The sequence below is a fragment of the Pyxidicoccus sp. M15 genome (assembly GCF_056858435.1).
In genome coordinates this window covers 8693181-8715683 of the sequence record NZ_CM166495.1, presented here as the reverse complement: position 1 = coordinate 8715683, position 22503 = coordinate 8693181, and the positions used below count along the sequence as shown (strand labels likewise).

The 22503-nt window shown below is 71.1% G+C and carries 2 protein-coding genes (1 of these 2 cut by a window edge); both read right to left on the bottom strand.

What is annotated here, in order from left to right; all coding sequences use genetic code 11:
- Positions 1-8: 8 nt before the first annotated feature.
- Positions 9-1916: a M4 family metallopeptidase gene (locus ACX9TP_RS32075; protein WP_482974450.1), complete on the bottom strand. Its 1908-nt coding sequence runs from the start codon at positions 1914-1916 to the stop codon at positions 9-11.
- A gap of 127 nt (positions 1917-2043) precedes the next feature.
- Positions 2044-22503 carry the 3' end of a non-ribosomal peptide synthase/polyketide synthase gene (locus ACX9TP_RS32070; RefSeq protein WP_482974449.1) on the bottom strand. It continues 28290 nt past the right edge of the window, so 20460 of the gene's 48750 nt are visible here — the last part of the coding sequence; its start codon lies beyond the right edge, outside the window — the gene reads right to left on this strand; the stop codon is at positions 2044-2046.

Here is a 22503-nt window from a genome sequence, read left to right as displayed (position 1 = left end):
ATCGCTGGCTAGTACGTGGCCTTGAGTGACGTCCCGCTGTACGAGGCAAAGCCATACAGCAGGACGTAGATGCGCTGGTCGCTCGTCTGCGCCGCGACGTTGCACGTCTCGCTGTTGCCGCTGAGGTACGAGCGGCAGTCGTACGTGGTCCGGGTCGGCGCCGTGCCAATGCGCACATACAGGTCCGCGTCACCGGTACCGCCGCTCAGCACATACGAAGAGGCACGCCCAGCCGGCACGTCGATGCAGTAGTACTTCGACAAGCCCGTCACGCCAGAGATGCCTGTGACGGCCACGCCGTTGGTCAACAGCGTACACGGCGTCGGAGTCGTCGGCACGCCTACGCCCACGGCCTCCCAGGCCCGCTTCACCGCATCCTGCGTGGCGGCGTCGTAGCCCAGGGCCGCGGCGGCCTGGACGGTCCACGCCTTGGCCTGCTCGAAGTGGGTGGAGGGGACGTAGAAGTCCGTGCTGGCCTTGTTCCAGATGCGGATGGCCTGCTCGACGCCAATGGCCGGCACCACGACGGCGGAACGGCCGCGCGGGTGCGTGCCTCCCTTGGAGAGAAGGGCGAACGCCAGGTTCGGCACGCCCGAGCTGTAGTGCACGTCCGTGGTGGACGTCACGTTCGGCGCCCAGTCGAACGAGAGGCCGTCGCGGACCGGGTCATCCATGTACCGGAGCGCGTCCCCGGCGGTGGCCGGTGTCCAGATGTCCTCGCCAATCTTCCAGATGTCCGTCGCGGTGCTCCACGTGCCCGACGCCCAGCTCTCACAGGCGGCGGCGAAGGTGTCGGACAGGGCCTCGTTCAGTCCTCCGGACTGGCCCGAGTACGTGAGGTCGGACTCGAGCCGGGTCACCGCGTGCGTCAACTCGTGCACCGTGATGTCCGCGTCCTTGCCCAGCTCGATGGAGTTCACGCCATCGCCGTCGCCGTACACCATCTGCGTGCCGGTCCAGTACGCATTCACGTAATTGCGGCCAAAGTGGACGGTGCTGATGAGCGGGCCGCCCAGGGTGTCGCCCAGGTCGCGGCCGGCCAACGCCAGGTAACAGTGGTACGTCAGCCCGAGCTGGTCGTAGTTCTTGTCGACGTGCGTGTCGCCCGTAGCGGCCTGACCCTCGCTGCGCTTGAGCGTGCCCGGAAGGACCTGGCCGTTGTTCGCGCTGTACACGCGGCGGTTGAGCGCCGAGTGAATCTCCGGCACCACCAGAACGATGGCGCCGTCGGTGGCACTCACGTACACGCGATTCCGCAGGGGCATCTCCGGGCCCTCACCCGAGACGCGCACCTCGTAGACGAGCCCGAGCTTCTGGTCGTCCGGGGCGCGGACGTAGACGAGACGCGGGGAACCGTCGACGACGAGGCCCGCACCTCGGGTGGCGCGCAGGGCCTCCGCGCTCGCCGCCGGGGCGGAGAGGGTGGGCTTCGCGGACTGGTGTTCGCCACCGCCTCGCGCCGTGCCGTTGGCCGCGAAGATGTGGCCCTGTGCATCCACGTGCACCACCAGCTCCTCGCCCACCACCGGCAGCCCATTCAGCGTCTGGCCGTAGCGCAGGTGCGTGACGCCCTGCTCATCCACGCTCACCCTGCGCACCACCAGGTCGGACGCGCTCAGGCGGAAGGTCGCCGCGATGTCTGGCATTGCGTGGGCGACGGCGCGGTGCGCGTCCGCCGTGGCAATGCCCGTCAGCGAGAAGGCCGCAGTGCCCAGACGGCCTTCGAGCGTGTGGGGGATGCCGTCGCCATGCTGTCCGACGACGCGGGCGCCCGGCATTGCGGACAGCGCGCTCCGGACTTCCGCCAGCTCGTCCAGCTTCGGTGTGCCTGTGAGCTTCGAGTCCCCCTCGCCAACACCACAGGCGGAGAGGGGCAGGGTGGCCAGGAGTGCTGCAACGAGATGCGTGCGAACCAAGGGTCCTCCTACGCGGCGGCAGGGGATGTCGCTCTGGCAGCACTGCTGTTCGCCGCCTTCAAAGTCAGCTCAGCAGCGCGGGCAGTATAGGCGGAAGAGAGGGGGCACGCGGCCCCCTCTCTTCCCGTCAGGTGTCCCCGGGCTCCAGTGCACGCAGGAGCGTGTTGAGCTTCTCGGCCAGGGTGGCGACGTTCGGCGGCTCCATCAGGCTGACGTGGTCACCCGGCACTTCGATCGTCTTGACGCCGCCCGAAATCCAGCTCGACCAGCCTCCATCCTCGGCCAGACGCGTCTCGGGACGCACCGAAGCGCGGAGGAACTCGGCGGTGCCCGTGAAGGTGCCTCCGGGCACGTAGCCGTGGTGCGCCGCGGTGAGCCGCTCGTGGACGGCGAAGAGGCGGCTGGCCTGTTCAGGCTCCAGGCCTCCGGCGGCGGGCAGTCCCTGGAGTCCTTCCATCACCCGCTGCATCAGCTCCGCGCCTTCCAGCCCGCTCAGTTGTTCCAGGTCCATGGGCGGAAGGTCCTGCAGCGGGAGTCCCACCATGTGGGCGAACGCGGCCAGTCGCTTCATCGGCGGCGGCACCTCGTGAGGCTTGCCGTCGGGCGCGAGGCTGTCAATCAGGGCCAGCAACTCCACCTGCTCGCCCAGGGACTGGAGCTGCCGTGCCATCTCGAACGCCACCAGTCCGCCCAGGGACCAGCCCGCGAGCAGGTAGGGGCCCTGGGGCTGCTCTTCGCGCACCTGCTCCACGTAGATGCGGGCCAGGGCCTCCATGGAGGCGGGAGGAAGCTCTCCGCCTTCGAGGCCGGGGGCGAAGATGCCGTAGATGGGCCTCTCTTCGCCCAGGTGGTGGACGAGGTCCGCGTAGCTGAGCAGCGCCCCTCCGCCGCCGTGGACGAGGAACAGGGGCCGGCGCTTGGAGGTGCCCGTGTCGAGCCGCGCCAGATTGGGCTGGCGAGAGCTCGAGTCCTGGTAGGTCTGCGCCAGGGCGGCGAGCCGCTCGACGGTGGCGCCCTGGAAGAGCGCCGACAGGGGCAGCGCCAGGCCGGTGCGCTCGCGAATCAGGGCCATGAGGCGCACTGCAAGCAGGGAGTGGCCTCCGAGGGCGAAGAAGTCGTCCTTCACGCCGACACGCTCGATGTTCAGCACCTCGGCGAATGCCTGCGCGATCTGCTCTTCCAGCAAGGTGCGTGGCGCGACGTACTCCGCGAGGGCCGTCGAGACATCCGGTGCAGGGAGGGCCTTGCGGTCGATCTTGGCGTTGGAGGTGAGAGGCAGGGCGTCCAGGCGGACCAGAGCGGAGGGCACCATGTACTCGGGCAGCCGCTGCTTGAGGCCCGCGCGCAGGGCCGCCATGTCCAGGGACTCGGGGGCGACGAGGTAGCCGATGAGACGCTTGTCACCGGGGGCGTCCTCGCGGACGAGGGCGACGGCCTCGCGCACCTCGGGGAAGGCAAGCAGTGCGGCTTCGACTTCGGCCAGCTCGATGCGGTAGCCGCGCACCTTCACCTGCGCATCGGCCCGGCCGAGGAAGTCGAGGACGCCGTCGGCACGCCAGCGAGCCAGGTCGCCGGTGCGGTAGAGGCGAGCACCAGGCACCCCGGAGAAGGCGTCGGGCACGAAGCGCTCGGCGGTGAGGGCGGGCTGCTCCACGTAGCCACGGGCCAGGCCGTCGCCGCCGATGAACAGCTCGCCGATGACACCCGGGGGTACCGGCTGGCCGGAGGCGTCCAGCAGGTATACCTGGGTGTTGGCCAGGGGCCGGCCGATGGGGACGGAGGTGCCCACGTGGGCGACGTCCGTCATGCGGTGGGTGGAGGTGAAGAGGGTGCCTTCGGTAGGGCCGTAGCAGGCCGTCACGGGGATGCGCAGCTCCTCGAGGACGCGGCGCACGTGGGGAGCACTCACCACGTCGCCACCGGTGAGAAGCTGCTTCACCCCACGAAGGGCGGAGAGGTGGTGGTCCACCACCTGGGTGAAGAGGCCGGCGGTGAGGTGGAGAGTCGTGACGGCGTGCTTGGTGAGGACGGACTCCAGTTCCTGCAGGTCGGAAGGCGAGTGGGGCGGGAACACCACCAACCGTGCGCCATGCAGAAGCGGGCCCCAGAGCTCCAGGGTGGAGGCGTCGAAGGAAACGGGAGCGATGAGGAGGAAGGTCTCCTCCGGGCCGAGGTGGGCGTAGTCGACGCCGAAGACGGTGCGGAGGACGGAGGCCTGCGTGGTGCCGACGCCCTTGGGCCTGCCGGTGGAGCCGGAGGTGAAGTCGATGTAGGCGAGGCTGTCGGGCAGCGCTGCCTGGGGCAGCGCGTGCGTGGGCAGCGCGGAGAGATTCGTGTCGTCGAGCACCACGGTGGACAGGCCGTCCGTGGGGAGCTTCGCCAGCAGCTCGCGTGAAGTCACGAGGACGCCGGGACGCGCGTCTTCCACCATGGCGGCAAGGCGCTCGCGCGGGTACGCCGGGTCGAGCGGGACGTAGGCACCACCGGCCTTGAGGATGGCGACCAACGCGACAATCAGCTCCAGCGAGCGCTCCAGGGCAATCGCCACGCGTGAGTCGGTGGACACGCCCAGGCCGCGCAGGTGCCAGGCGAGCGGGTTGGCACGCGCATCGAGCTGCCGATAGGTGAGCGTGGAGTCACCGAACTCGACGGCGACCTTGTCGGGGAAGCGGGCCACGACCGAGGAGAAGACCTCGGGCAGGGTGGAGGCGCGGGGGTAGTCGGCGGCGGTGGCGTTCCAGTCCACCAGCACCTGCTGGCGCTCCTCCACGGACAGCAAGGACACGGAAGCAAGGGGCGCCTCGGGCCGAGCCACCAGCGCCTCGGTGAGCACGCGGAAGTGCTCCGCGATGCGGCGGGCCGTGGCGGGCTCGAAGAGGTCGGTGTTGTAGCCCAGCATGCCCGTGAAGCCCTGGGCGGTCTCCGTCAGGCCCAGCTCCAGCTCGAACTTGGTGGCGCGGAACTCCACCTCCACCGGGCGCATCGCCATGCCGGAAGGCGGTTGGGCGGCGCTTGCGACCGAAGCGTTCTGAAGCGTGAAGAGAACCTGGAAGAGCGGGCTGCGGCTCATGTCGCGTTCGGGACGCAGCTCCTCCACCAACCGCTCGAAGGGGACGTCCTGGTGGGAGTAGGCCCCCAGGGCCGTCTCCTTCACCTGCTGGAGCAATTGGCGGAAGGACTCGTCGCCGCGCACCTGCGCGCGCAGCACCAGGGTGTTGACGAAGAAGCCGATGAGGCCCTCCGTCTCCCCGCGCTGGCGGCCGGCGATGGGTGAGCCGATGGAGACGTCCTGCTGGTTGCAGTAGCGGGCCAGCAGGGCCTGCCAGGAAGCCAGCAGCAGCATGAAGGGCGTGACGGCTTCACGCTGGCACAGGGCCTTGAGCGCCTGGGCCACGGCCTGCGGCAGGTGGACGGGGACGAAGGCGCCGCGGAAGGTCTGCACCGGCGGGCGCGGCTTGTCGATGGGCAGCTGCAGCGGGGCGTTGCCCCCGAGCTTCTGGCGCCACCAGCCCAGTTGCTCCTCGAGCACGTCGCCTTGCAGCCACTGGCGCTGCCAGACGGCGTAGTCGGCGTATTGCAGGGGCAGCTCGGGCAGCGGCGAAGACTGGCCCTGGCTGAAGGCGGCGTAGAGGGCCGTCACCTCGCGCACCAGCACCCCCATGGACCAGCCGTCGGAGATGATGTGGTGCATGTTGAGCACCAGCACGTGCTCGGCCGGGGCGAGCTTGAGCAGCACCGCGCGCAGCAGCGGGCCGCTGGCCAGGTCGAAGCCATGCGTGCCCTCCCGGGCCAGCAGACGCCGGGCTTCCTGGGGCGCGGCTTCGCCCAGGCCGCTCAGGTCCACCACGTGCAGCGGCAGCCCGGAGGCGGGAGCGATGACCTGGATGGGTTGGCCCTGCTGGGCGTGGAAGGTGGTGCGCAGGGCCTCGTGGCGGCGCACCAGCTCGTTGAGGCCGCGCTGCATGGCTTCGAGGTGCAGCTCCCCATGCAGCCGCACGGCGAAGGGCATGTTGTAGGTGGGGCTGCCGGGAGAGAGCTGGTCGAGGAACCACAGCCGCTGCTGAGCGAAGGAGAGCGGCAGTGCGCCCGTGCGCGGCACCGGCACCAGTGGCGGGGCCAGGGAAGTGCCTTGCTGCCGAGCCGCGTCGATGCGAGCGGCGAGGGCGGCGACGGTGGGGGCTTCGAAGAGCGCCCGCAGGGGCAACTCCACGTTGAAGGCCGAGCGCACGCGGGAGATGAGCTGGGTGGCGAGCAGGGAGTGGCCGCCCAGCTCGAAGAAGTTGTCGTGGATGCCGACGCGGGGGACGCCCAGCACCTGGGCGAAGAGGGAGGCGAGCAGCTCCTCGGTGGGGGTACGCGGCGCCACGTAGTCGGAGTCCCGGCTTGCCAGCACGGACTGGGGAGCAGGGAGGGCCTTCCTGTCCACCTTGGCGTTGGCGGTGAGAGGGAAGGAGTCCAGGCGCACCAGAGCGGAGGGCACCATGTACTCGGGCAGCCGCTGCTTGAGGCTCGCGCGCAGGGCCGCCATGTCCAGGGACTCGGGGGCGACGAGGTAGCCGACGAGACGCTTGTCACCGGGGGCGTCCTCGCGGACGAGGGCGACGGCCTCGCGCACCTCGGGGAAGGCAAGCAGTGCGGCTTCGACTTCGGCCAGCTCGATGCGGTAGCCGCGCACCTTCACCTGCGCATCGGCCCGGCCGAGGAAGTCGAGGACGCCGTCGGCACGCCAGCGAGCCAGGTCGCCGGTGCGGTAGAGGCGAGCACCGGGTACCCCGGAGAAGGCGTCGGGCACGAAGCGCTCGGCGGTGAGGGCGGGCTGCCCCACGTAGCCACGGGCCAGGCCGTCTCCGCCGATGAACAGCTCTCCCGAGACACCCACGGGCACCGGCTGTCCCGAAGCGTCCAGCACGTAGACGCGCGTGTTACCCAGCGGCCGGCCAATGGGAACAGTGGTGCCTGGCTGGGCCTCTTCCGTCATGCGGAAGCTGGTGGCGAAGACGGTGCTCTCGGTGGGGCCGTAGCCATTGGTGACGGGCACGTGCAGTGTTTGCAGCACGCGGCGCACGTGAGCCGCGGAGACGACGTCGCCGCCGGTGAGCACCTGCTTCAGGGTGCGCAGGCCATCCAGGTTGCCGTCCACCATCTGGGTGAAGAGGCCGGAGGTGAGCCAGAGCGTGGTGACGCCGGAGCGCTGGATGAGGTGGCCCAACTCTTCGAGAGACGGTGCCCTGGGCGGCATGAGGACGAGGCGAGAGCCGTGCAGCAGCGCGCCCCACAGCTCCAGGGTGGAGGCGTCGAAGGAGATGGGGGCCAGCAGGAGGAAGGTTTCATCGGGCCCGAAGTGGGCGTAGTCGACACCGAAGACGGTGCGCAGCACGGCGGCGTGCGAAGTGCCGACGCCCTTGGGCCTGCCGGTGGAGCCGGAGGTGAAGTCGATGTACGCGAGGCTGTCGGGCAGGGCCATGGAAGGCGGCGCGTGCACGGGCGGCGCTTCCACGGGCACGTCCTCCAGCACGAGCGTGACGAGCCCCTTCGTGGGGAGCTTCTCCAGCAGCGCGCGCGTGGTGACGAGCACACACGGGTCGGAGTCCTCCAGCATGGCCGCGAGGCGCTCGCGCGGATAGGACGCGTCCAGCGGCACGTAGGCGCCGCCGGCCTTGAGGATGGCCACCAGGGAAACGATGAGCTCCAGTGAGCGGTCCACGGCCAGGGCCACGCGCGAGTCGGTGGACACGCCGAGGACGCGCAGGTGCCAGGCGAGCTGGTTGGCGCGCGCATCGAGCTGCCGGTAGGTGAGCTTGGAGTCACCGAGCTCGACGGCGACCTTGTCGGGGAAGCGGGCCACCACCGAGGAGAAGACCTCGGGCAGGGTGGAGGCGCGGGGGTACGCAGCAGTGGTGGCGTTCCAGTCCACCAGCACCTGCTGGCGCTCCTCCATGGACAGCAAGGACACGGAAGCCATGGGGACTTCGGGCCGCGCTACGAGTGCCTCGGTGAGCACGCGGAAGTGCTCCGCGATGCGGCGGGCCGTGGCGGGCTCGAAGAGGTCGGTGTTGTAGTCCAGCGCCCCAGAGAAGCCCTGAGCCGTTTCCGTCAGGCCCAGCTCCAGCTCGAACTTGATGGCACGGAACTCCACCTCCTCCGGGCGCATCGCCAAGCCGGAAGGCGACTGGGCGGGGCCGGCGACCGAAGCGTTCTGCAGGGCGAAGAGAACCTGGAAGAGCGGGCTGCGGCTCATGTCGCGCTCGGGGCGTAGCTCCTCCACCAGTCGTTCGAAGGGCACGTCCTGGTGGGAGTAGGCCCCCAGGGCCGTCTCCTTCACCTGCTGGAGCAACTGGCGGAAGGACTCGTCGCCGCGCACCTGCGCGCGCAGCACCAGGGTGTTGACGAAGAAGCCGATGAGGCCCTCTGTCTCCCCGCGCTGGCGGCCGGCGATGGGGGAGCCGATGGAGATGTCCTGCTGGTTGCAGTAGCGGGCCAGCAGGGCCTGCCAGGAGGCCAGCAGCAGCATGAAGGGCGTGACAGCTTCACGCTGGCACAGGGCCTTGAGCGCTTGGGCCACGGCCTGCGGCAGGTGGACGGGGACGAAGGCGCCGCGGAAGGTCTGCACCGGCGGGCGTGGCTTGTCGATGGGCAGCTGCAGCGGGGCGTTGCCCCCGAGCTTCTGGCGCCACCAGCCCAGTTGCTCCTCGAGCACGTCGCCTTGCAGCCACTGGCGCTGCCAGACGGCGTAGTCGGCGTATTGCAGGGGCAGCTCGGGCAGCGGCGAAGACTGGCCCTGGCTGAAGGCGGCGTAGAGGGCCGTCACCTCGCGCACCAGCACCCCCATGGACCAGCCGTCGGAGATGATGTGGTGCATGTTGAGCACCAGCACGTGCTCGGCCGGGGCGAGCTTGAGCAGCACCGCGCGCAGCAGCGGGCCGCTGGCCAGGTCGAAGCCATGCGTGCCCTCCCGGGCCAGCAGACGCCGGGCTTCCTGGGGCGCGGCTTCGCCCAGGCCGCTCAGGTCCACCACGTGCAGCGGCAGCCCGGAGGCGGGAGCGATGACCTGGATGGGTTGGCCCTGCTGGGCGTGGAAGGTGGTGCGCAGGGCCTCGTGGCGGCGCACCAGCTCGTTGAGGCCGCGCTGCATGGCTTCGAGGTGCAGCTCCCCATGCAGCCGCACGGCGAAGGGCATGTTGTAGGTGGGGCTGCCGGGAGAGAGCTGGTCGAGGAACCACAGCCGCTGCTGAGCGAAGGAGAGCGGCAGTGCGCCCGTGCGCGGCACCGGCACCAGTGGCGGGGCCAGGGAAGTGCCTTGCTGCCGAGCCGCGTCGATGCGAGCGGCGAGGGCGGCGACGGTGGGGGCTTCGAAGAGCGCCCGCAGGGGCAACTCCACGTTGAAGGCCGAGCGCACGCGGGAGATGAGCTGGGTGGCGAGCAGGGAGTGGCCGCCCAGCTCGAAGAAGTTGTCGTGGATGCCGACGCGGGGGACGCCCAGCACCTGGGCGAAGAGGGAGGCGAGCAGCTCCTCGGTGGGGGTACGCGGCGCCACGTAGTCGGAGTCCCGGCTTGCCAGCACGGACTGGGGAGCAGGGAGGGCCTTCCTGTCCACCTTGGCGTTGGCGGTGAGAGGGAAGGAGTCCAGGCGCACCAGAGCGGAGGGCACCATGTACTCGGGCAGCCGCTGCTTGAGGCTCGCGCGCAGGGCCGCCATGTCCAGGGACTCGGGGGCGACGAGGTAGCCGACGAGACGCTTGTCACCGGGGGCGTCCTCGCGGACGAGGGCGACGGCCTCGCGCACCTCGGGGAAGGCAAGCAGTGCGGCTTCGACTTCGGCCAGCTCGATGCGGTAGCCGCGCACCTTCACCTGCGCGTCGGCCCGGCCGAGGAAGTCGAGGACGCCGTCGGCACGCCAGCGAGCCAGGTCGCCGGTGCGGTAGAGGCGAGCACCGGGTACCCCGGAGAAGGCGTCGGGCACGAAGCGCTCGGCGGTGAGGGCGGGCTGCTCCACGTAGCCACGGGCCAGGCCGTCGCCGCCGATGAACAGCTCGCCGATGACACCCGGGGGTACCGGCTGGCCGGAGGCGTCCAGCAGGTATACCTGGGTGTTGGCCAGGGGCCGGCCGATGGGGACGGAGGTGCCCACGTGGGCGACGTCCGTCATGCGGTGGGTGGAGGTGAAGAGGGTGCCTTCGGTAGGGCCGTAGCAGGCCGTCACGGGGATGCGCAGCTCCTCGAGGACGCGGCGCACGTGGGGAGCACTCACCACGTCGCCACCGGTGAGAAGCTGCTTCACCCCACGAAGGGCGGAGAGGTGGTGGTCCACCACCTGGGTGAAGAGGCCGGCGGTGAGGTGGAGAGTCGTGACGGCGTGCTTGGTGAGGACGGACTCCAGTTCCTGCAGGTCGGAAGGCGAGTGGGGCGGGAACACCACCAACCGTGCGCCATGCAGAAGCGGGCCCCAGAGCTCCAGGGTGGAGGCGTCGAAGGAAACGGGAGCGATGAGGAGGAAGGTCTCCTCCGGGCCGAGGTGGGCGTAGTCGACGCCGAAGACGGTGCGGAGGACGGAGGCCTGCGTGGTGCCGACGCCCTTGGGCCTGCCGGTGGAGCCGGAGGTGAAGTCGATGTAGGCGAGGCTGTCGGGCAGCGCTGCCTGGGGCAGCGCGTGCGTGGGCAGCGCGGAGAGATTCGTGTCGTCGAGCACCACGGTGGACAGGCCGTCCGTGGGGAGCTTCGCCAGCAGCTCGCGTGAAGTCACGAGGACGCCGGGACGCGCGTCTTCCACCATGGCGGCAAGGCGCTCGCGCGGGTACGCCGGGTCGAGCGGGACGTAGGCACCACCGGCCTTGAGGATGGCGACCAACGCGACAATCAGCTCCAGCGAGCGCTCCAGGGCAATCGCCACGCGTGAGTCGGTGGACACGCCCAGGCCGCGCAGGTGCCAGGCGAGCGGGTTGGCACGCGCATCGAGCTGCCGATAGGTGAGCGTGGAGTCACCGAACTCGACGGCGACCTTGTCGGGGAAGCGGGCCACGACCGAGGAGAAGACCTCGGGCAGGGTGGAGGCGCGGGGGTAGTCGGCGGCGGTGGCGTTCCAGTCCACCAGCACCTGCTGGCGCTCCTCCACGGACAGCAAGGACACGGAAGCAAGGGGCGCCTCGGGCCGAGCCACCAGCGCCTCGGTGAGCACGCGGAAGTGCTCCGCGATGCGGCGGGCCGTGGCGGGCTCGAAGAGGTCGGTGTTGTAGCCCAGCATGCCCGTGAAGCCCTGGGCCGCCTCCGTCAGGCCCAGCTCCAGCTCGAACTTGGTGGCGCGGAACTCCACCTCCACCGGGCGCATCGCCATGCTGGACGACTGCTGCTGGGCGGGACCGGTGGCCGCGGCGTTCTGCAGGACGAAGAGGACCTGGAAGAGCGGGCTGCGGCTCATGTCGCGCTCGGGCCGCAGCTCCTCCACCAACCGCTCGAAGGGGACGTCTTGGTGGGAGTAGGCCCCCAGGGCCGTCTCCTTCACCTGCTGGAGCAACTGGCGGAAGGACTCCGCGCCGTCCACGTGGGAGCGCAGCACCAGGGTGTTGACGAAGAAGCCGATGAGGCCCTCCGTCTCCCCGCGCTGGCGGCCGGCGATGGGTGAGCCGATGGAGATGTCCTGCTGGTTGCAGTAGCGGGCCAGCAGGGCCTGCCACGAGGCCAGCAGCAGCATGAAGGGCGTGACGGCTTCACGCTGGCACAGGGCCTTGAGCGCCTGGGCCACGGGCTGCGGCAGGTGGACGGGGACGAAGGCGCCGCGGAAGGTCTGCACCGGCGGGCGTGGCTTGTCGATGGGCAGCTGCAGCGGGGCGTTGCCCACGAGGCGACGGCGCCACCAGGCGAGCTGCGCTTCGAGCACCTCATCCCGGAGCCACTGGCGCTGCCAGACGGCGTAGTCCGCGTACTGCACGGACAGCTCGGGCAGGGGCGAAGGCTGCCCCTGGCTGAAGGCCGCGTAGAGGATGGCCACTTCGCGCACCAGCACGTTCAGGGACCAGCCGTCCGAGATGACGTGGTGCATGTTGAGCATCAGCACGTGCTCGGCCGGGGCGAGCTTCAGCAGCACCGCACGCAGCAGCGGTCCGGTGGCCATGTTGAAGCCGCGGAGGCTCTCCCGGGCCAACAGGCGCCGGGCTTCCTCGGGCGCGGCTTCGCCCAGGCCGCTCAGATCCACCCTGTCCAACGGCAGCTCGGCGTGGGGCGCGATGCGCTGGATGGGCTCGCCCTGCTGGTCGTGGAAGGTGGTGCGCAGGGCCTCATGGCGGCGCACCAGCTCGTTGAGCCCGCGCTGGAGGGCTTCGACATCCAGCGCTCCCTCCAGCCGCACGGCGGTGGGAATGTTGTAGGTGGGGCTGCCGGGCTCGAGCTGGTCGAGGAACCACAGCCGTTGCTGCGCGAAGGACAGCGGCAGCGCGTCCGTGCGCGGCACCGGCACCAGCGGCGGCGGCTCGGGCAGCTCCACCAGCCCACGCACGAGCAGCGAGCGATGCACCTGGCGGGCTCGCTGATACAGCTCACTCCAGGTGAGCGTCTGGCCGTCCAGCTCCGCGCCCACCGCGTCCGGCGTGAGCCGGGCCTGGGCCTGGAAGAGGCGGTGCAGGCTGGCGTCTCCCACCGAGGCGGCGGACGGCTCTCGCCACGCGTGGAACAACAGGTGCCGCTCCTCTTCGGTGAGGAAGGACACGCGGGAGAGCGGGCGGTCCGGGTTCGCGAGCGCCGACTCCAGCAGCACACGCAGGTGCCGCACCATCCGCGCCGCCGTCGAGGCGTCGAACAGGTCGGTGCTGTACTCGAGCTGTCCCCTCAGGCCCTGTCCGCGGTCGGCGATGGCCAGGATGAGGTCGAACTTCGCCGAGCGGCTCTCGACCTTCATGCCGCCCATCTTCAGCCCCGGGCCCATCAGCTCGGGCATGGGCGCGTTCTGGTACGCGAGCATCACCTGGAAGAGCGGGGGGCGGCCGGGGGCGCGCTCGGGCCGCAGCGTCTCCACCAGCTTCTCGAAGGGGACGTCCTGGTGCGCGTAGGCCCCGAGCATCACGCCACGCACCCGGGCGAGCAGCGCGCGGAAGCTGGGGTCTCCGTCCAGCTTCGTGCGCAGCACCAGCGTATTGACGAAGAAGCCGATGAGCCCCTCCAGCTCCGCGTGCGTGCGGCCGGCGATGGGCGTGCCGACACTGACGTCGTCCTGGCCGGAGTAGCGGGCCAGCAGCGCCTGGAACGCGGCGAGCACCACCATGGAGGGCGTGGTGCCCTCCTGGCGGCAGAGCGCTTCGAGGGCATCCGACAGCTCGCGCGGGAAGTGGAAGACGTGCGCGGCGCCGCGGAAGGTCTGCGTGGCCGGACGCGGCCTGTCGGTGGGCAGCTCCAGGGCCTTGGGCGCTCCCTGGAGTTGCTGGCGCCACCAGCCGAGCTCGCCTTCCAGCACCTCGTCGCGGAGCCATGCGCGCTGCCAGAGGGCGAAGTCCGGGTACTGCACCGGCAGTGGCTCGAGGTTCGCGGGGCGGCCCTCGACGTGCGCTGTGTACAGCGTGCTCAGCTCGTGGGTGAGGACGCCCAGGGACCAGCCGTCCGCGATGACGTGGTGGAGGGTGAGCAGCAGCACGTGCTGCTGCTCCGAGCGGCGCACCAGGAGGACGCGCCACAGCGGGCCCGTCTCCAGGTTGAACGACTGCTGGGACTCGTGCTCGACGAGGCGCTGGAGCGAGGCGTCGCGCTCGGCCTCGGGGAGGGCTTCCAGGTCCACCCAACCCGCGGGGAGCGCGGGCCGGTCCGCTACGACCTGGACGGGCTGGTGCTCATGTTCCTGCAGCGTGGTGCGCAGGGACTCATGGCGCTGGAGCACGTCCCGCAGCGTCCTCGCGAGCGCGGGCACGTCGAGCGGGCCCTCCAGGCGCACGGCGAAGGGCAGGTTGTACGTGGCGCCATCGGGCTCCAGCTTCGAGAAGAACCACAAGCGCTGCTGCGCGAAGGACAGGGGCGGGTGGCCGCTTCCCGTCCGGGGCCGGAGCAGGGGCTGGAGCGGCGCGGGCCGGTCCACGGACAGCTCCTCGATGCGCCGGGCCAGGGCTTCGATGGTGGGCCGCGAGAAGAAGTCCGCGAAGGACAGCTCCACACGGAAGTGCTTGCGGACGCGGGAGATGACCTGCGTGGCGCTCAGCGAGTTGCCGCCCAGCTCGAAGAAGTCGTCCTCCGCACCGGGCGCGTCTACATGGAGGACGCGGGCCCAGAGCGCCGCCAGCTCGCGCTCGCAATCGGTGCGGGGCGGGCGGGAGGTGCCCTGGGACTGGAAGGTCGAGGGGGCCGGGAGGGCCTTCCTGTCCAGCTTGCCGGTCTCGGTGAGGGGCAGGGCGTCCAGCCGCCCCAGGGCGGAGGGCACCATGTACTCGGGCAGCCGCTGCTTGAGGTCCGCGCGCAGGGCCGCCATGTCCAGGGACTCGGACGCGACGACGTAGCCGACGAGGCGCTTGTCGCCGGGACGGTCCTCGCGGGCCACGACGATGGCCTCGCGCACCCCGGGGAAGGCGAGCAGGGCGGCTTGGACTTCGGCCAGCTCGATGCGGTAGCCGCGCACCTTTACCTGGGCGTCGGCCCGGCCGAGGAACTCGAGGATGCCGTCCGCGCGCCAGCGAGCCAGGTCGCCGGTGCGGTAGAGGCGGGCGCCGGGGACGGAGGAGAAGGGGTTGGGGACGAAGCGCTCGGCGGTGAGGGCGGGCTGCTCCACGTAGCCGCGCGCCAGGCCGTCTCCGCCGGCGAACAGCTCGCCGACGACGCCCGGGGGCACCGGCTGGCCTGCGGCGTCCAGCACGTACACCTGCGTATTGCCGATGGGCCGGCCAATGGGGACGGAGGCGCCCAGCGTGGAGGCGTCGGTGATGCGGTGGCAGGAGGTGACGAAGGTGACCTCGGTGGGGCCGTAGCAGTCGGTGAAGGGGATGCGCAGCTCCTCCAGCACACGGCGCACGTGCGGCGCGCTCACCACGTCACCGCCGGAGAGCACCTGCTTCAGCTTCCGCATGCTGGGCAGGTTGTGCTCCACCAGCTGCGAGAAGAGGCCGGCGGTGATGAGCAGGGTGGTGACGCCGCGCTCGGCAATCAACGCTCCCAGCTCCTGGACGTCGGACGGGGCGTGGGGCGGGAAGATGACCAGCCGCGCGCCATGCAGCAGCGGGCCCCAGACTTCGAAGGTGGAGGGGTCGAAGGAGATGGGGGCGATGAGCAGGAACGTCTCGTCCGGACCCAGGTGCGCGTAGTCGATGCCGAAGAGGGTGCGCAGCACGGCGGTCTGCGGAATGCCCACGCCCTTGGGGCGGCCGGTGGAGCCGGAGGTGAAGTCGATGTAGGCGAGGCTGTGGGGCAGGGCCGAAGGAGGCGGCGCATGCGTGGGCAGGCCCTCCAGGGACAGTGCCTCCAGCACCACCGTGGAGATTCCCCCGGCGGGAAGCTTCGGCAGCAGCGCGCCGGTGGTGACGAGCGCGAGTGGGCGCGAGTCCTCCAGCATCGCGGCGAGGCGCTCACGGGGGTAGCTCGGGTCCAACGGCACGTAGGCGCCGCCGGCCTTGATGATGGCCACCAATGAGACGATGAGCTCCAGGGAGCGTTCCAGCGCCACGGCCACGCGCGAGTCGGTGGACACGCCCAGGCCGCGCAGGTGCCACGCGAGCTGATTCGCACGCTCATCCAGCTGCCGGTAGGTGAGGGCCTCTTCACCGAACTCGATGGCGACCTTGTTCGGGAAGCGGGCCACCACGCGGGAGAAGACCTCGGGCAGGGTGGCGTCACGCGGGTAGTCGGCCGCGGTGGCATTCCAGTCCACCAGCACCTGCTGGCGCTCGGCGTCGGAGAGCGGACGGGCCTGGGCGGACTCGCCATGCGGCTCCACGGGGCGGGGTCGCGCCTCCTCGCGCGCGGCCACGTCTTCCAGGGGGATGACCGGCAGCGACGGCGCCAGGGTATCCCGCTGCTTGCGGACGGCCGGTGCCCCCCTGCCTTCGAGCGCGGCGTCAATCAGGCGCGCCACGCCTTCCACGGTGGGAGACTCGAACAAGTCACGCAGGGGCAGCTCCACGCCGAAGGCGGCGCGGATGCGGCTGATGGCCTGGGTGGCCAGCAGCGAGTGGCCGCCCAGGTCGAAGAAGTTGTCGGTGGCGCCCACGCGCTCGACGTTGAGGAGCTGTCTCCACAACTCCGCGACGCGCTCCTCCGTGGGGGTGCGGGGCGCGACGTAGCTCCCCGCGTCACTCGCGAGGTCCGGCGCGGGCAGGGCCTTGCGGTCCACCTTGCCGTTGGGGGTGAGGGGCAGGGCGGGCAGCACCACCACGGCCGCGGGCACCATGTACTCGGGCAGGGCTTCCTTGAGGGCGGCCCGGAGTGTGGCTCCGTCCGTCTCCGCGCCTTCGCGCGCCACCACGTAGCCCACCAGCCGCTTGCCGCCGGGCCCGTCCTCGCGGGCCACCACCACGGCTTCGCTCACGGCGGGCAGCCTGGCCAGCGCGGCTTCCACTTCGCCCAGCTCGATTCGGAAGCCGCGCACCTTCACCTGTGCGTCCACGCGGCCCACGAAGTCGAGCGTGCCGTCCCCGCGCCAGCGCACCACGTCGCCGGTGCGGTACAGGCGCGCGCCCGCTTCGCCGGAGAGCGCGTCCGGCACGAAGCGCTCGGCGGTGAGGGCCGCTCGCCCGGGGTAGCCCCGCGCCACGCCCACGCCTCCGAGGTACAGCTCGCCCTTCACGCCCACGGGCACCGGCTCGCCACGCGTGTCCAGCACGTACGCGCGCACGTTGGCCAGCGGCCGGCCGATGGAGGGCACGCGCCCATCGGCGACGCACTCGGTGAGCGTGGCGATGACCGTGGCTTCCGTGGGGCCGTACGTATTGAGGAGCCTGCGGCCCGGAGCCCAGCGCGCCACCACCTCGGCGGGCAGGGCTTCGCCACCGGAGATGACGGTCCGCAGCGCGGGCAGTCCATCCGCCGGAGTGGCCGCCAGGGCGGCCGGCGTGAGGCTGATGACGGTGAGCGCCTGCGCGTGCAGCAGCGCGTGCAGGGGCGCTCCCGGCATGAGCTTCTCCAGCGGCGCCAGCACCAGCGTGGCTCCGGAAGTCAACGTGGTGAAGACCTCTTCCACCGACAGGTCGAAGCTCAGGTTGGCGAACTGCAACACGCGGCTACCCGGGCCGATGCCGTAGGCCCCCGCTTCGTGTGTCACCAGGTTGGCGACGCTCCGGTGCTCGACGGCGGTGCCCTTGGGCAGGCCGGTGCTGCCCGACGTGTAGAGCAGGTAGGCCAGGTGATGCGCGGCCACGCCCGTCACGGGCGCTTCGGTGCTCTCGCGTGACAGCGCTTCCCTCTCGGTGTCGAGGCAGAGCGCGCGGACACGGTGCGCGTCGGGGTAGCGCTCCAGCAGCGCGGCCTGTGTCACCAGCACCGCCGCGCCGCTGTCCTCCAGCATGAAGGCGAGGCGCTCACGCGGCAGCAGCGGATCCAACGGCACCCAGGCACCGCCGGCCTTGAGGATGCCCAGCAGGCCGACGACGACCTCCAGCGAGCGCTCGACGCTCAGGGCCACCCGCACCTCCGGCCCCACGCCGCGGCGACGCAGGGCGTGGGCGAGCTGGTTGGCCTTCGCCTCGAGTCGCGCGTAGGTGAGGCTGTCGCCCTCGAAGGAGGCCGCCAGCGCGTCCGGCGCACGGCGGACCTGGGCTTCGAAGAGCGAGTGGACGCATGCCTCGGGGAAGTCGGCGCGGGTGGCGTTCCAGTCCACCAGCAGCTGGCGGCGCTCCTCTCCCGCCAGCAGCGTGAGGCTCGACAGCCGGCGCTCGGGCGCTGTGACCAGGGCTTCCACCAGCACGCGCAGGTGCCGGGCCATGCGCTCCGCGGTGGACGCGTCGAACAGGTCGGCGGCGTACTCCAATCCACCGTGGAAGCCGGCCTCGCTGCGCGACAGGACCAGCGTCAGGTCGAACTTGGCGACGCGGCTCTGCGTGGTCAGCGAGCGGAACGTCAGCCCCGGCACGGACAGCTCCGTCGAGGGCAGGTTCTGCAGCATGAACATCACCTGGAACAGCGGCGCCTGGCGCAGGCCGCGCATCGGCTGGAGCTGCTCGAAGGGGATGAGCTGGTGGGCGAAGGCGCCCAGGGCCATGTCCCGCACGCGGACCAGCAGCTCGCGCACGGTGGGGTCTCCGTCCAGACGCGTGCGCAGGACCAGGGTGTTGAGGAAGAAGCCGACCAGGCCCTCCAGCTCGGCCCGGTCTCTGCCGGCCACCGGCGAGCCGACGCTGATGTCGTCCTGGCCGGCGTAGCGCGACAGCAGCAGCTGGAACGAGGCCAGCAGGAACATGAAGGGCGTGAGGCCCTCGCGGAGGCAGATGGCGTCCACGGCCTCGGAGAGCTCGCGTGAGAGCACCACGGGGACATGGGCCGCCCGGGGCATGGAGCGCTGCGTGCGCGGCCTGTCCGTGGGCAGCTCCAGCTCCTGCGGCGCGCCTTCCAGCCGCCGCCTCCACCAGTCGAGCTGCGTTTCCAGCTCGTCACCCTGGAGCCACTGGCGCTGCCAGGCGGCGAAGTCCGCGTACTGGAGCGGCAGCGGTGCCAGCGGCGACGGCCGGCCGGAGGCGAAGGCGGCATAGAGCTGCGCCACCTCACGCAACAGCACGCCCATGGACCAGCCATCGGAGACGATGTGGTGGACGTTGAGGAGCAGCACGTGCTCCTGCGCGTCGAGCACCAGCAGGGAGGCGCGCAGCAGCGGCCCCGTGCCCAGGTTGAAGGGGCGCAGGGCCTCTTCCTCGGACAGCCGCTGCGCCTCGGCCTGGCGCTGCTCGGGGGGCAACGCGCGCAGGTCGATGGCGTCCATGCGCAGGGGCGCGGGCGGGGAGATGACCTGGACGGAGCCGGCGGGCTCGTCGCGGAAGGTGGTGCGCAGGGCTTCGTGCCGGTGCACCAGCGCTTCGAGGGCGCGACGCAGGGCCTCCGCGTCCAGCACGCCAGTCAGGCGCAGGGCGGAGGGGATGTTGAAGGCAGGGCTGCCGGGCTCGAGCTGGTCGAGGAACCACAGCCGCTGCTGGGCGAAGGACAGCGGGAGGGCCTCCACGCGGGACACGGGGACGATGGCGGGCGCCCGGCTCCCGAGACCGGACTCGCGAGCGGCGTCGATGCGCGCGGCGAAGCCTTGGAGGGTGGGCGCCTCGAAGAGGGCGCGCAGCGGTAGCTCCACGCCCAGGGTAGTGCGCACGCGGGAGATGAGCTGGGTGGCCAGCAGCGAGTGACCGCCCAGCTCGAAGAAGCTGTCGTACACGCTGATTCGACTGACGTGCAGCAGCTCCACCCAGAGGGTGGCCAGCTGCGCCTCGACGGGGCTGCGAGGCGCCACGTACTCCCGGGTCGACAGCGCTTCGTCCGGCGCGGGCAGGGCCTTGCGGTCCACCTTGCCATGGGACGTCAGCGGCAGGGCCGGCAGCACGGCGATGGCCGAGGGCACCATGTACTCGGGCAGTTGCTGCTGGAGGGTGGCGCGCAGCGCGGGGGTGTCCAGCGTGCCGCCCTCCCGGGCGACCACGTAGGCAACCAGCCGCCTGACGCCGGGGGCGTCCTCGCGCACCAGGGCGACGGCTTCGCGCACTTCGACACGGGTGAGCAGGGCGGCTTCGATTTCGCCCAGCTCGATGCGGAAGCCGCGCAGCTTCACCTGCGAGTCGAGGCGGCCCAGGTACTCCAGCGTGCCGTCGGCAAGCCACCGCGCCCGGTCTCCGGTGCGGTACAGGCGAGCACCCGCTTCGGCGCTGAAGGCGTCGGGAACGAAGCGCTCGGCGGTGAGGCCCGGCTGGCCGAGGTAGCCGCGGGCCACGCCCACGCCTCCCACGCACAGCTCACCGGGCACGCCCACGGGGACGGGGCGCTGCGCGGCGTCCAGCACGTACACGCTCACATTGGTCCAGGGGCGGCCAATGGTGAGGCGCTCGCCGGGCACGAGGGGCTCGGAGATGGTGGCGCACACGGTGGCCTCCGTGGGGCCGTACGCATTGAGCAGCCGCACGCGGCCGCCCCAGCGCTCCACCAGCTCGGGGGTGCAGGCCTCACCCGCGGAGACGAGAGTCTGCAGGGCGGGGAAGTCCTCGGGCTCCATCTGCGCGAGCACGGAGGGCGTCAGCGTGACGGCGGTGACGGCCTCCTCGCGCAGCAGGGTGCGCAGCGGGGCACCGGGCATCAGCCGCTCGCGAGGCGCCAGCACCAGGGTGGCACCGGCGAGCAGGGTGCCGAAGATTTCGGCCACCGAGGCGTCGAAGCCGAAGGAGGCGTACTGGAGGACGCGGCTGCCGGGCTGGTAGCCATGGACGCGGCCGGCGGTGAGCGCGGTGTTGCACAGGCCGCGATGCTGCAACAGCGTCCCCTTGGGACGGCCGGTGCTGCCCGAGGTGTAGATGATGTACGCGAGGCTCCGGGCGTCCGTCGTGCAGAGGGGCGCGGAAGCGGGCCGCGAGGCGATGAGGTCGGCTTCGGCGTCCAGCAGGACGAGCTGCTCGGCGCCGAGTGGGAGCCTGGCGGCGAGGGGCGCGGTGGTGATGAGCAGCGGGGCGGCGCAGTCGCGCAGGGTGTACGTCAGGCGCTCCACGGGATAGCTGGAGTCCAACGGCACGTAGGCGCCGCCCGCCTTGAGGATGGCGAGGAGCGCGACGACCGTTTCCAGCGAGCGCTCCACGCACAGGGCCACGGGCACTTCGGCGTGCACGCCCAGCGAGCGCAGGTGGTGTGCGAGCTGATTGGCGCGGGCGTCGAGCTGGGCGTAGGTGAGCTCCTGCCCCTCGAAGCGCAGGGCCGCGGCGTGCGGAGTGCGCGCGGCCTGGTCCTCGAAGAGCTGATGGGCGCAGGTGTCGTGGGGGAAGGGGGCGCGGGTCTCGTTCCAGCGGACCAGCACCTCGTGGCGCTCTGCTTCGGACAGCAGGGACGCGGAGTCCAGGGACGCCGCGGGCCGGGCCACGAGCGCCTGCACCAACGTGAGGAGGTGCTGCGCCATGCGCGTGGCGGTGCCGGCCTCGAACAGGTCCGTGTTGTAGCCCAGCGCACCGCGGAAGCCGTCGGGTGACTCCGAGAGGCTGAGCTCCAGCTCGAACTTGATGGTGGGGTTGTTCACCTCCATCGGGCGCAGCGTCAGCTCCTGCCGCTGCAACGGGGTGTTGGGGGTGTTCTGCAGGGCGAAGATGACCTGGAAGAGCGGGCTGCGGCTCATGTCCCGGTCGGACTGGAGCTCCTCCACCAGCCGCTCGAAGGGCACGTTCTGGTGCGTGTACGCGCCCAGGGCCGTCTCCTTCACCTGACGCAGCAGGTGGAGGAAGGAGTCGCGGCCCTGCACCCGGGACTGCATGACCAGCGTGTTGACGAAGAAGCCGATGAGGCCTTCGAGCTCACTGCGCTGGCGGCCGGCGATGGGCGTGCCGACGGAGACGTCCTCCTGGCCGGAGTAGCGCGACAGCAGCACCTGGAAGGAGGCCAGCAACACCATGAAGGGTGTCAGGCCTTCCTGCTGGCACAACGCTTTCACCTCCGCGGAGAGCTGGGGGGAGAGGCGGACGGGCACATGGGCGCCGTGGAAGGTCTGCACGGGGGGGCGAGGCTTGTCGGTGGGCAACGCCAGGGGAGTGTTTCCAGAGAGCTGCTGACGCCAGAAGGCGAGCTGGGCTTGGAGCACGTCGCCCTGGAGCCACTGGCGCTGCCAGACGGCGTAGTCGGCGTACTGGAGCGCCAGAGGGGCGAGCGGAGAAGGCCTGTCGTGAGCGAAGGCGTCGTAGAGGGCGGCGACTTCGCGAACGAGGACGCCCATGGACCAACCGTCGGAGACGATGTGGTGCATGTTGAGGGAGAGCACGTGCTCGGCGGGGCCCAGCTGCCACAGGCCTGCGCGAACCAGGGGGCCAGTGGCGAGGTGGAAGGGCTGGAGTGTGTCTTCGCGCAGCTGCCGCTCCAGCTCCGCGCGAGCGGCCTGGGGCTCCAGGCCACTGAGGTCCACGACGTGCAGTGGCAGCTCGGCGTGGGGGGCGATGAGCTGGAGGGGCTGGCCCTCGTGCTGGATGAAGGTGGTGCGCAGGGCCTCGTGGCGGCGAACCAACTCCTCGAAGGCGCGGCGCAGGGCGGCCACGTCGAGGGGGCCGTCCATGCGCACGAAGCGGGGCATGCTGTAGGAGGAGCCGCCGGGCTGGAGCTGGTCGAGGAACCACAGGCGCTGCTGGGCGAAGGAGAGCGGCAGCGGGCCGGAGCGAGGCACGGGAAGGATGGCGGGGGCTTCGAGGCCGGTGGCGGCATCGCGGGACGAGTCGATGCGGGCTGCGAGGGAGGCGACGGTGGGCGCCTCGAAGAGTGCGCGGAGGGGGAGCTCGACTCCGAGGGCGGAGCGGACGCGAGACACCACCTGGGTGGCGAGCAGGGAGTGGCCACCGAGTGCGAAGAAGTCGTCGTGGACGCTCACCTGGGGCACGCGCAGCAGGCCAGCCCAGAGGGAGGCGAGGATTTCCTCGGTGGGGGTGCGAGGGGCGACGTACTCGGAAGCGGAGGAGGTGACGTCCGGCACGGGCAGGGCGTTGCGGTC